Origin of the sequence: Nocardia sp. NPDC058633, from assembly GCF_042717045.1 — a bacterium.
GTDB lineage: Bacteria > Actinomycetota > Actinomycetes > Mycobacteriales > Mycobacteriaceae > Nocardia.
The window spans coordinates 160006-172185 of sequence record NZ_JBHXRA010000012.1; the positions used below are offsets into that span (position 1 = coordinate 160006).

Genomic DNA, 12180 nt, shown 5'->3' on the forward strand with positions numbered 1-12180 from the left:
AATCGACGATCCGCGATCGCTGTAGCGTGCGAACGATGGTTATGCCGAAAAATCAGCCGAAAGGGCTGAACTCGCCGATGACGACCCGGATCATCCGATACGGGTCACGGATGCAAGCGTGGATCTATCGCCGCACCAACGGCCGCGTCGGCGGCACCTGGCGGATCGGTGCCGGGTTCCGCAGTCCGGTGCCGACGCTGCTGCTCGAACATCGAGGTCGCAAGTCCGGCAAGATCTTCGCCGCGCCCCTGCTCTACCTCGTCGACGGCGAGGATCTGGTCATCGTCGGCTCACAAGGCGGTCTCGCGAATCATCCGCAGTGGTATCTGAACCTGCTCGCGGATCCGAACGCGCATGTTCGGATCCGCGCCGAGCACTACCCGGTACGCGCCCGCGTCGCCGACGCCGACGAGCGTCAGCGCCTGTGGCCGTTGTTGACCGGCCTCTACGCCGATTTCGATGCCTACCAGTCCTGGACCGAACGCGAGATCCCCGTCGTGATCCTGTCGCGCAGCTGAGACTTCAGTCGGCCGCGAGCCGGTCGTCGTAGGCACGACGGGCATCGCGGTCGACATCGATGAAGGTGCGGTGCACGCCCAACCGCCGAGCCATGAACTCACCGAGCGGGCGCGGGGTCAGCTTGTTGAAGGCGGCGAGAATGCCCGCGGTGCGGGTGACCGACACACGTCGCCGTGGCCTGGCGATCAAGGCGGCGACCGCGGCGGCGACGTCGGCCGGCTCGGCGAGCAGCGCACGCGGAGCGCGGGTTCCGGCGATCATCTCGGTGCGGGTGAAGGTCGGCAGCACGGCGGAGAACCGCACGCCGGTGCCGCGGTGTTCCAGGCGCATGGTCTCGGTGAAGCTGAGCACGGCCTGCTTGCTCGCGCAGTAGGTGGCCATTCCCGGTGTCGGATTCTCGCCCGCCATCGAGGCCATGTTCACGATGTGGCCACGACCCCGGGCGAGCATGTGCGGCAGGGCGAGCTTGGTGCCGAGCAGCACGCCGTACACATTGATGTCGAGTATCCGGCGAGTGATCTCGTCGGACTCCTCGGCGAACCGGCCGACCGGCATGATGCCCGCGTTGTTGATCAGCACATCGACGGGGCCGCAGGTCTTGTCGACCTCGGCGAGAAAGCTCGCGAACGACGCCGGGTCGGTGACATCGAGGTGGCGCGCCACGGCAGCCCCGATCTCGGCTCCGGTGCTCGCGGCAGTGGCCGCGTCGATATCGCCGATGGCGACGACGGAACCGGCTCGGACGAGTTCACTCGCCACCGCACGTCCGATGCCGCGCGCGCCGCCGGTGACGACGACGACCTTGTCGGCGGTGGATCTCGCGTTCAATGCATCAGACATGTGTCCAGATTGTATTCTGGACATTAGTATGAATCAACCCCGCCTCGTGCGCCGACGCGGTGTGCCTCGTCGAGGCGTCGGAACTGGCGAGTAACATCCGGACGCATGTCTGAAAGCGATTCCATCAGTCTCGAAGCCACCCGGCGTCGATTGACCGGTAAGCAGGCCGACACCGTCGAACGGCTGACGAGGGCCGCGCTGGTGGTACTGACGCGAGATGGCTTTTCCGGCATGACGATCCGGCTGGTCGCCGCGGAGGCCGGCGTCGCCACCGCCACCGCCTACACCTATTTCTCCTCCAAGGAACACTTGGTCGCCGAGATCTTCTGGCGTCGCCTGCTGGCCTCGCGTTCACCCGCGAGCGAGAATCCCGACCCGACGGTGCGCGTACTGGCCGAGCTGCGCAACATCGCACTCCTGGTGGCCGAGGAGCAGGAGTTGTCCGGCGCGGTCACCGGCGCGCTGTTGGGCTCGGATCCGGACGTCGAACATTTGCGCACCCGCATCGGCATCGAGATCCGCGACAGGCTCGCGCGCGCACTCGGCCCGGACGCCGACAACGAGGTCATCGAATGGCTCGAGATCATCTACGCCGGTGCGCTGGTGCGGGCGGGCATGGGCTACGAGTCGTACTCCGAAATCGCCGACCGCATCGAGCGCGCCGCCCTGCGAATTCTGCGACCTGCCTGAGGGTCCCGCGTCCAGCGGAGCTGCCCTACCTGCCGACGGCGGCGGCGAGCAGGACGCGCAATTCCTCGACGACCTCGTCGAGAGCGGTCGTGGAGCGGTTGACGCGGCACAGGATCACCGCCCCTTCGACGCTCGCGATCGCCATGGTGGCCAAGCGCCCCGCGCGTTCCGGTTCGATACCTTCCGCGGTGATCGCGCTGGTGAGGGTGTCGTGCCACCGGTGCAAGATGTTCGCGACTTCCGGGTGCAAGTGGTGGTCCTCGGGCGATCCGCCGACCGCCACCGACACCACCGGGCAGCCCGCCTCGAAATCGGACGCCAGCAGGATCGCCGTCCAGAACTCGGCGATGCCGGCCAATACCCCGGACGCACCCCGCGTCGCGGCTTCTTCGATGAGGTCACTGATCGCATCGCCGGCGAGCGTGAGTGATTCGGTCATGATCTCGGCGCGGCCGCCGGGGAAATGGTGATACACCGATCCGCGCGGGGCGCCGCTGCGCGCGAGCACCGCGTCGATGGTCACCCCGGCCGCGCCCCGCTCCCGCAGCAGTTCGATCGCGCTGCCCAGCATCTTCTGGCGAGTACCGGTTCGAGCTCCCACCGTCAGTCCTCCTTCGTCGGCGCCGCGAGCACCTCGAGCCGGGCTGGAACGTTCTTGTGCCAGGGGCTGCCGAAGAACTTGTCGCGTCGCGAGGTCGAGGTCAGTGTATTCAGCGCGACACCGACCACAGCGTCCTCACCCGGATAGGCGACGCCCATGCCGTTGGGCAGCGAAATGTGGCCGGCCTGCATCATCTCGCTGATCTCCACCGAGGTTGTCGCGGAACCGGATTCGGTGACCACCCGCACCCTGTCACCGGTGGAGAGCGCGAGTCGCTCGGCATCGGCCACCCCGATCCGCAACGCGCCGTCACGATCGCGGCGCCGCCAATCCGGATTGCGGATGATCACGTTCGCCGTGAAGGCGCGCCGCTCACCGGCCGACAGGGTGAACGGGAACTCCGCGCTGGTGTATTCGGGGTCGACCGCGCAGACCGCGCGCAGTTCGTCGAGCAGTTCCGGGATCGCGGCATGGATCTTGCCGTCGGTGTGCTGGATGTAGCGCCACGCGTCCTCATAGCGGTCATCGGAGAACATCACCCCTTCCGGGTGCGCGCGCAGAGCCTCGAACAACTCCTCGGCCTGCCCGAAACCGGATCCAGTGAATCCCGCGCGTGCCACTGCGTCGGGCTGGGAGATCACGCACAGCAGCGCGAATCCCCATGCCAGCGCCAGCGCCGCTTGCCCCTCGGGCAGGCCGGCGCCCAAGGTGCGGTACAGCAGATATGGCGTGAGCCCGGACAGTTCGGGGCGCGCTTTCAGCGTGGAGAACAGCGCGAGTGCGAACGCCTCCCGGCTCACCCGCGCCGCCGCGCTCAACTCCTCGAGCAGGCGCGGCTCGACCACGCCGAGCCGGTCGATCACCGCGCCGTAGATCTCCGGTTCGGGCCGCGTTCCCGGCAACGGCGCCATCAGCGGTGCCCGCACCTGAAAGCTGTTGTGCGGGAAGTGCAGCGTGAACAACGACGCTTCGTACTTCTCGAACTGACTCGCCGCGGGCAGCACATAATCGGCCTGGCGAGCGGTCTCGGTCATCGCCACATCGACGACCACCGTCAGCTCGAGCGATCGCATCGCCGCCACGAACCGAGCCGAATCCGCCAGCGAGTGAGCGGGATTGGACGAATCGATCCACATCGCCCGCAACCGGGCGGGGTGATCGGTGAGTATCTCGTCGGCGATCGAGTTGCACGGAATCAGGCCGTTCAGAATCCGAGCACCGGAAACCGGTGTGTGCGTGGGCCCCTCGGCCATGCTCAACTTGTCCGCGATAGTGCGGGCGATCGGCACCGCGACAGCGTCGAAGAACACGTCGAGCGTGGCACTCGCGGTCAACCCGGCCATGTTCCGTGCGATCGCGCCGTGCCCCGCGGTCGCGGCGATCAGCCGACGTGCCGGGGTGGCGCCGTAGCGCATCGCCACGGTCGCGACCGCACGCCGCGCCCACTGTGATCTGCGCGCCGCACTCCGCTTCGGAATGGCGTGCCAGCATCCGGCCAGCGGAAACATCCACGAATGGATGTGCACCCCACCAGGTTTGGCGAAGTTGCCGGTGAGAATCCACAGCATCTTGTTCAGGTAGGCGACCAAGGTGCTGTTGGGCGACTGCTGCACGCCGAGGTCTTCGTAGGTGGCGACGCTCTCGGCGGCGGCGATTCGACGCGCGACAGTGCGGATCAGCGTCTCGTCGAGACCGCAGCGTCGCGCGTTGGCGGTGATGTCGACCGCCCGCAGCGCCCGCAGCACCGGTTCCACGCCGGTCGCGTGCTCGGCCAACCATGCCTCGTCGTGCAGATTCTCCTGGACCAGCGTCGCCGCGATCGCCGACACGCACCAGGCGTCGGTACCTGGTTTGACCTGCAGGTGATAGTCGGCCAATGCCGCGGTCTCGCTGACGCGCGGATCGATGACGATCATCGTTCGATTCGGGTCCCGCGCGATCTCGCGCAGCACCGGCCGCGCCTGGGCGATGCCGTGTGACTGCCAAGGATTCTTGCCGACGAAGATCGCGACTTCACTGCGTTCGAAGTCGCCGGTGGTGTGATTGCCGTAGAGCTGCGAATCGACCCACGATTCGCCGGTCTTCTCCTGCGCCAACGCATTCGACATATACCGGCCACCGACCGCGTGATACAGCGCGCGACCGTAGGCGCCACCGAGATGATTGCCCTGCCCGCCCCCACCGTAGAAGAAGATCGATTCCCCGCCGTGCTCGTCACGGACCCCGGCGAGCTTGGCGGCGATCTCATCGAGGGCGGTATCCCAGTCGATGGGTTCGTACGTGCCGTCAGCGGTGCGTCGCAGCGGAGTGTCGATGCGGTGCGCACCCGACTGGTACTTGTCGAGCCGCAGCGGCTTCTCGCAGGTGTAGCCCGCAGACCCCGGATGCTGCTTGTCACCTCTGATCTTGAGCAGGTTGCGACCGTCGGTCCGAATTTCGAGACCACAATTGCACTCGCAGAGAATGCAGGCAGTCTTTCGCCAGACCGCCGCTTCGGGCGAGTCCGCGATGTTGTCATCGGCAGCCGGGGTGTTGCGCGACATACAAGCCCCTTCGAGGTAGAAGCACCGATCGCGGCACTTGCTATGTAGTCTTGCATAGAACAGGGGAGGGTCAACCCCCTGACCGGCGAGACCTGTCGATCTGCTCGCGCAGAATGTCGCCGTGACCTGCATGGCGGGCGAATTCTTCGATCATGGCAAGCAGTGTCCACCGCATGCTGACAGCCCCCTCACGCGGATTCACCCTGGTGTCGTCGAGGTCGAAGCGAGCGGCGATCACCCGTGACCGCCCACTTGCGCGCTCGAATTCGGCGATCACCTCGACCAGCGACTCGTCGGCGGCGACAACGAACGTGCCCTCGTCTCGATTCGAGTACCCGTCGCATTCGGACTCGTCCAGCCCCGCCCAGAACCGCTGAAACCAGATCCGCTCCGCAGCGGCCGCGTGTTTGATCAACGAGATCGGCGTGGTCAGCGACGCGACGAGCCGTCGGCGAGCATCGACATCGGAGAGCCCGCGCGCGGTCGCGATGAGCGCTTCTCGGTTGCGATCGAGTGTGTTCTCGATGATCGCTCGCTCGGTTCCGATGGTAATTATGTTTGTAGACATGGACTTTCACTCCGTTCTCTTGCTGGTCGAAGTTCGATGCGGCCTGCTACGAGCGGATGATCGCGAGTGATCTCGGGTGCCACACGTCCAGCTGGCGGTGATGAACCAGAGGGTGGATCGAGTGCTCGTCGCGGAACGCGGATGAGGAAGGCGATGCGGGTTGATGTGCACCGCAGCCGAGAGCGGTCGAGCGCCGAGGGCTCGAGACCGTCTGCGTCAGTATGTCAGATGCCGTCCCGGCAGTGGCCTTCGCGCGCTACTCCACGGAACCGAGTGTGACCCCGACGAACTCGGCACTCACGCCAGCTCCACCGCATCGTCGGAGGTGCGGCCAGGCAACGATAAAAGATGCATCTACCAGCCGATTAGTACCTTCGACGAGTGGTGAGGTAATCTTTTCGAGCACCCGGAGACGGGGGCAAGAACGGGCTGTGGCGCAGCTTGGTAGCGCACTTGACTGGGGGTCAAGTGGTCGCAGGTTCAAATCCTGTCAGCCCGACAGTGAAAACCCCCTCTGACCTGAGTCGGAGGGGGTCTTCTTGTGTCTTGGAGATTTGACGTGGTTTGGCCAAACTCCACAGTTTTGAATCTGATCACCTGTCCAGTGCCCCGTGGTTCCCCTCCGCCGGGTTGCTGGGAGAGTCGTCCGTGCGGTCGGTCAGGTGCAGTCCTTCTTCACGTCCGTCGTAAACGCCGACCTGTGCGGCGGAGTCCCGCTCCGCCCCGACCGATGCCGCAACGCGCCTGGGATCGATGCGACGCCGCCAACCGTCCGACCTGTTGGGTAGTCCGCGCGTGTGAGTCGAACGGGACTCTGAGTGGTCCCGTGCGCCGTCTCTCGATGTCGGGTTTGCGCTGATACAGCCGAAGTCGCTACTCCCTATGGCGAATCGCGAAGCTCGGCCTTCGTATCACGTGCGGCGGCAGAGCGATCCGCGAAGTCGCGTGTGGCAGTGGCTATCAAGCGACTGTAGATCCGATATCCAGTCGGCGGGCGCAGCTCCTGCGACGGTGGCCCTGCGGAGCCTAGGCTGGACCGCGCCCCGCGACGTGGCGGCGGCGCGTGGGTGCACGGGGAAGGACTCGCCTCGACCAGCTCATCGGTCGAGGCGAGTCGTATCACGCCCGGACTCAACCTATCTCGACTTCATGCTGCTTCTGGACCAACCTGGGCACCTCTGTTGTGCGCAGGAGGGCTCGTTGGCAGGATCAGGGTGGACCCAGTTATCCCGCGAGGTTCTGTCCGAACCGCCCAACAAATAGCACCGAGGACGCCACGAGCATGTGCCGATCTTCCGGGCCGCGCACCGACGCCGAGATGCGCCGCCAGTTCGAATGGGCACTCGGTGAAGCCCAGCAGGGCCGCGGCCGGACCCACTTGTCGCTCAACAGTGACGTCCAGGACGCGCTACTCGAGATCATGGACGCCACACCTGACGTATCAGCGGACCTGATCGCCGCGGCCCAGTCCGCGTTCGCCGACCAACTCGCCGGCGTCGGGCGGGACACTCGCGATACCGAATTAAATTCAAGAAGCTGTTCGAGAAGCCACGCCGATCGGGGTGATCCACAGGTTCGTGGCGGTACGACACTGACCTTGACCCAGCGGGTTGGTTCGAATCCTGGCCGGCCTGCTATGTCCGGTGTGGTGTAGTGAGAGCATCTCTCACTCTGATCGAGACGGCGGCATGACCGATCACTCACACCACCCACTGCTGTTCCTCGATGTCGACGGGCCGCTTCTGCCGTTCGGTGAAGACCCCGGACGCGGGCCACGCAACGCCGTATCGGACGCACGCTTCTCGCGGCTCAGCCTCGGGGCAGGTTGTCGGCTGGCAGAGTTGCCGTGCCAGCTGGTCTGGGCCACAACATGGGAAGACGAGGCGAACGCCGAGATCGCGCCCCGGCTCGGGCTGCCACGACTGCCGGTCGTGCGCTGGCCGGAACCCGCTGCTGAGCACGAACGCGAGGACCGCTGGTTCGGGCTGTGCTGGAAGACCCGGACCCTGGTGGACTGGGCGGCCGGGCGTCCGTTCGCCTGGGTCGACGACGAGATCACCGATGCCGACCGCTCCTGGGTGGCTGTCCATCATCGCGGTCCCGCGTTCCTGTGGCAGGTCGAGTCGTTCCGAGGGCTTACCGGCGAGGACTTCGCGGCCCTCGATCGCTGGCTGCGATCGATAGTCCTCGACGACACCGGGAGCAACGTCCAGCACGGGTTGCCACGTTCGTCCCCCCAGGCACGCATCGATGCCGACAATCACCTCGAGATGGATGGGACGGGCGGTGCGGCTGAAGCGAGAAATGCCGCCCGCCCGTGCGAGCGGGGATGAGCCCGAATCGTCCGACTGGACGGTGCTTCCGCCGTCGCCGCCCTACCCGCGCGAACGGGGGTAACGCCAGTCCTGCCCGCGGCGGCTGTGTTCCTTGTGTAGTCGGCTTATCGTGGTCGAACTCTAACCTCGCACTGTGGGGGTCAGGGGCTCGAGTTCCCCGTTTCGCACAATATATGCAGGTCAGAACGCATTCGGACACTGCCATAGTCGAACCGGGTGATCAGACCGGGTTCGACTTTCGAGAGTGGTCTGGGTTGCTCAGCAGTTTTTCTACGAGTCTGTCGCCAGTGGAAGATTCAACCAGCCGGACGAGCGGGCAATCGCTGGACGTCTGCACTCGAGCAGCGCCCAACGTAGGTCGGGTTTCACACGCTGTCGCCCTCGATGCCGGGCTGACCGAGTTGATCGACGGGTAGGCATGCGTGCCTGCGTTGCGAACAACGGCGACCGGTTTGTGCTTGACCGCGAAGGACCACCATTCCTCTTTCTGCTCCCATGACGGTCCATGTACGACCTGGCGCACCTGTGAGTGCTTCAACGCTGGCAACGCGACCTGCATGGTGCGATCGCGACGCGCCTCGTCAGCTTCGGAGAACAGGGTCTGCGGACTTATCCCAGGGATTCCTGGCGTGAGATCGAATGCTCGGACCGCTGACGCTCGTGCGAGCGTGCGCAGGGCAGGCGTCCAGTCCCGGGCTGATATTGGCTCGCCAGCGCTCCCTGGATACACGGTGGAGAGGAGGCGATAGAAGCGAGTTGCATCGAGGTAATCCGCCGGAATATAGGCACCGCTGAGCGCGAGACCCCAGCGGGAATAGTTGCTGGCCACAACCTGTGTGGGATCGACGCTTATAAATAGCGCCGTGTGTCCGGGGGGTACGTGATGGCCCGGGCACACGGGCAGGCCGTTGCCGCAAGAAGAGTCGCAGACGAGGCTCCGCAAATTTGAGGCGGGGGCTTGTTGCGCTCGTTGGCTATGTACGCCCACACGGGAGGACTCGGGTCTTCCGCAGAGATCAAACCACGCAGGTTCATGGCGTTCGACATCATTGCGTACAGCGGACGGTGGTCGGCACGGACTGTGGCCCACGTCGGGACGTGTTGTTGGGTGGCTCTCGCGATTCTCCACGTGTCGACTCGCTGCTCGGTCCAGCAGGCAAGACGACCGTTTCCGTCGGTGTACCCGGAAATCTGGCTGTCGACAACATCGAGTTGTTTCTCGATGGCATACAGCATTTCCTGCACCATGTCGGCGGCCTGGGCCTCGAGTGGAATCGCCGCGTTGGGGTTCTCGCCTGTCAATGGAGGAAGGTCGGTGACCATCGCCGCGATTCGATCAGCGCCGAGCGGGTGCTCGTGGTCGTCGGAGGGCTGGGGTTCGATGAAATCGACTGTCACGGAATATCTCTCATCGAGCGCCTGGCTTGGTCAATATCGACTGTAGCGACGGAACCGCGTGGTGGACCGTGTCCAAACTGTGGCTCGGAACACGGGGGAGCGCTTCCGGCGTTCTGCGCTCCTTACATGCCGATCGGGCTATCACGGTCTACATGTCCGGGGTTTCGAGTGGTGACTGACGGTGCTCCTGCGGACCGCCTTTGGCCCAGCGCTCGAGGATCTCGCAATTGTCGGGTGCGGTGTCGGGGCGGTCGATGTAGTGGGCTTTGGCGACAGCGGTGGTGTTGCCGAGTTGGCGGGCGGCGCGCTCGGGGCTTTCGAAGGCGCGGTCGACTGCGGTGGCGACACCACGTCGGAAGGTGCGTGGGGTGACCCAGGCGAAGTTCTCACCGCGGGCCGCCCGCCAGATGCGGCCGAAATTGTTGGGGTTACGCAATGATCCGTTGCGGGCAGGGAACAGCAGACCCATCGGGTTCGGGCATCGGGTGATCTCCAGGTCGATGATCGCTTCACCGATGGCCTCAACGGTGTCTTGGGGTAACAGGATTCGGCGCCATCCGTTCTCGGACTTCGGCGTGGGTTTGCGCACCCACCCACCGTTGTCGGCGCCTTTGACTTCCACGAGGGTGCCGGTGACATCAAAGTAGGGGACGGGCGCGTCGAGATCGATCTCGTCGAGCAACAGTGCGAAGACTTCATAGGGGCGGATGCCGGTCCCGGTGATGACATCGACAACCCAGACCATGGTCCAGTCCCGTTTCGGACCGCTGGTGTATGCCGTTGTTCCGGGAACTTCCTCGCCCCGCGCCCAGGCGCGGACCTGGTCACGGAATGCCGGCAAGGATTCCATGTCGGCCATCTTGCCGCGGGCGGGTTTGGCAACTCTCCTGAACGCTGCCACGCCATCGATGGGGTTGGCGTCGAGGGCGCCGTGCCGGACCGCTATTTGCATCATCGATCGGAGGATGATCTTGTTTTGCTTGGCTTTTCGGCGGAGTCCGAGCGTGGTGAGTTGTTTGATGTGGCGGTCGAGTTCGCCGGCAGTGGCTTGCCAGATCTGAAGGCGACCGATCGAGTTGTCGATCTTGATCGTCTTCGGATTCGCGCGGCGGTGTGTGGAGACTTCGATCTCGCGTCGGTAGTCCTCGACCAGACCCGCCGAGCAGGCGGCGTCGGCCCGCATCTCGGCCAACAGTTCCTGGGCGAGCGTGGTGAGAGTGGTGGTTGGTGTGATCTGGCTGTTGCGCGGAACCTCACGGAAATCGCGCATGGCCTCGGCCAGTCGGTCGCTCGCCTCTCCCGAGGTCGCGCCGAATCGGGTGATCTGGGGAGTGCCCCAGACTCCGTAGAAGCGAACCGTTGCCTTCCACGAGCCGTTGCGCTGCTTCTTGGGTTTGGACGGAGTCGCGAACGTGCCCACGGGACGCGGGCGGCGGCCTGTCATGGTCACCTCATTCGTGTGTTGTCGACAGCGCCGCAGCCCGAATACCCTGCGCGCAGAAGCTCGCAAGGTTGGGGGAGGCGGCGTCGCTGACGGGGCAGACTGGTGGACGCGCAGAAGGGCCTCGGATGCGCAGGGCATCGTCGGCAACATGTGTGAGGTGTTTGCATGGAAAGATCCGCCGAATGCGGCGTTTCGGTCAGCGACTATCGCGGCGCGTGAACAGCTGCTGAGCTTCCCAGTCGCGCACGTCGCCGAGTCGGTATCGCCGGTAGCGGCCCATGCGGGCGAAGCGCGGTCCGGTCCCACCGGAGGCCCATGAAGCCAGTGTTTTCACGGGGATCTTCAGGCGGTCCGACAGTTCGACGGTGCTCAACCACGTTTCGTCGTCGGGTTGGGACGGTCGTTGCGGACCTGTCCCGTCGTTCGGACGTGGGGCTGTCGAAGCAGAGTCATGGGAAGGCATGCGTCACCGAGGTTCCTCCCCGGGCAACGACTCTTCACGCTCCACTGTAGACGAGCTGTCGGCCGCATCCGCTGACCGCCCGATGCCTGAACCCGCCCACCGCGTCTACTTTGTGAAACGCCAACCATTAGCTTGCATCAAGCCTGTGTGCGGCCGATCACCCAATCACGAAGGCCTTGGGCTCATTACGTGCGAGCTCGGGGCTTTCGGCGTTGCGCGGCCGAGAGAGCCGGACAGCGGGATCGGCGGATCGAATCCATATGCCGACCCGGGGCCGACAGGCGGCCTGACCGCCGATAAGGGGTCTAAGCGACGGTCAGAGTGGATTCAGGCGTGCGCTGACCAACCGACGTGCTGGAAGGCTCGACCGACGCCGCAGTTCCGGATGATGGTCGAGACCGCCTGACTGCCAACGAAACTCACTTGCCAAGCCGACTACCCGGTCTTCGACCTCATCGATACCTGCCGCTCTCGAACAGGCCAATCCCAACGGTTCCCAATCTATCCAAAAATTGCCTGCTACCTGCACGTTTGTCGAAACCAGGCTGCTCATCGACGTCCGTCGAGACCCGCCGATTCCCGTCCAAAGCGTGTCGTTTCCGTGTCGTTCGGGGAGCCCGAAGTGGGAGCGCTGAATCGAACCCCTGACCTTCTCGATGCGAACACCGGAGCTGACAGGCGCGAGACCGTGAACCTGAACATCGAGTCCCCCCGGACCCACAGAGAAGCTGATCGGAAACCGCCCGAAATCATTCTCGGGCAACATGGCTGGCCCGGC

10 protein-coding genes and 1 tRNA gene are annotated in these 12180 nt (G+C 64.9%); 4 read left to right on the forward strand and 7 right to left on the reverse strand.

Annotation, left to right across the window (positions count from 1 at the left end; genetic code table 11):
• Positions 1-41 precede the first annotated feature (41 nt).
• Complete coding sequence (locus ACFWUR_RS17945; protein ID WP_378908270.1) at positions 42-518, forward strand: nitroreductase family deazaflavin-dependent oxidoreductase; 477 nt, start codon at positions 42-44, stop codon at positions 516-518.
• A gap of 4 nt (positions 519-522) precedes the next feature.
• On the opposite strand, the gene ACFWUR_RS17950 is transcribed toward ACFWUR_RS17945, so the two are convergent.
• Complete coding sequence (locus tag ACFWUR_RS17950) at positions 523-1359, reverse strand: SDR family oxidoreductase (RefSeq protein WP_378908213.1); 837 nt, start codon at positions 1357-1359, stop codon at positions 523-525.
• A gap of 105 nt (positions 1360-1464) precedes the next feature.
• Here ACFWUR_RS17950 and ACFWUR_RS17955 point away from each other — a divergent pair, with 105 nt between their 5' ends.
• Positions 1465-2049: a TetR/AcrR family transcriptional regulator gene (locus ACFWUR_RS17955; RefSeq protein ID WP_378908214.1), complete on the forward strand. Its 585-nt coding sequence runs from the start codon at positions 1465-1467 to the stop codon at positions 2047-2049.
• Positions 2050-2074: 25 nt separating this feature from the next.
• Here the strand turns inward: ACFWUR_RS17955 and ACFWUR_RS17960 are convergent, their stop codons facing one another.
• The 3 genes from ACFWUR_RS17960 to ACFWUR_RS17970 all read right to left on the reverse strand — a co-directional run bounded on the left by ACFWUR_RS17960 (position 2075) and on the right by ACFWUR_RS17970 (position 5761).
• Complete coding sequence (locus ACFWUR_RS17960; RefSeq protein ID WP_378908215.1) at positions 2075-2650, reverse strand: TetR/AcrR family transcriptional regulator; 576 nt, start codon at positions 2648-2650, stop codon at positions 2075-2077.
• Between the two features lie 2 nt (positions 2651-2652).
• Positions 2653-5193 (reverse strand): molybdopterin-dependent oxidoreductase, encoded by a 2541-nt coding sequence (locus ACFWUR_RS17965; RefSeq protein ID WP_378908216.1) that lies wholly within the window; start codon positions 5191-5193, stop codon positions 2653-2655.
• Between the two features lie 70 nt (positions 5194-5263).
• Positions 5264-5761 carry a DinB family protein gene (locus ACFWUR_RS17970; RefSeq protein WP_378908217.1) on the reverse strand — a complete coding sequence of 166 codons (498 nt, stop codon included), beginning with the start codon at positions 5759-5761 and terminating at the stop codon, positions 5264-5266.
• Positions 5762-6186: 425 nt separating this feature from the next.
• On the opposite strand from ACFWUR_RS17970, the gene ACFWUR_RS17975 reads away from it, so the two are divergent.
• A tRNA-Pro gene (locus ACFWUR_RS17975) sits at positions 6187-6260 on the forward strand.
• Positions 6261-7449: 1189 nt separating this feature from the next.
• Positions 7450-8094 (forward strand): HAD domain-containing protein, encoded by a 645-nt coding sequence (locus ACFWUR_RS17980; protein ID WP_063893769.1) that lies wholly within the window; start codon positions 7450-7452, stop codon positions 8092-8094.
• Between the two features lie 852 nt (positions 8095-8946).
• Here the strand turns inward: ACFWUR_RS17980 and ACFWUR_RS17985 are convergent.
• From ACFWUR_RS17985 to ACFWUR_RS17995, 3 genes are all read right to left on the reverse strand, one after another.
• Positions 8947-9495 carry a hypothetical protein gene (locus ACFWUR_RS17985; protein WP_378908218.1) on the reverse strand — a complete coding sequence of 183 codons (549 nt, stop codon included), beginning with the start codon at positions 9493-9495 and terminating at the stop codon, positions 8947-8949.
• A 148-nt stretch (positions 9496-9643) separates the two neighbouring features.
• Positions 9644-11089, reverse strand: a complete 1446-nt coding sequence (gene xerC, locus ACFWUR_RS17990; protein ID WP_378908220.1) for a tyrosine recombinase XerC — start codon at positions 11087-11089, stop codon at positions 9644-9646.
• Between the two features lie 46 nt (positions 11090-11135).
• On the reverse strand, positions 11136-11312 hold the full coding sequence (locus ACFWUR_RS17995; protein ID WP_378908221.1) for a DNA-binding protein: 177 nt from the start codon (positions 11310-11312) through the stop codon (positions 11136-11138).
• Between the last annotated feature and the right edge of the window lie 868 nt (positions 11313-12180).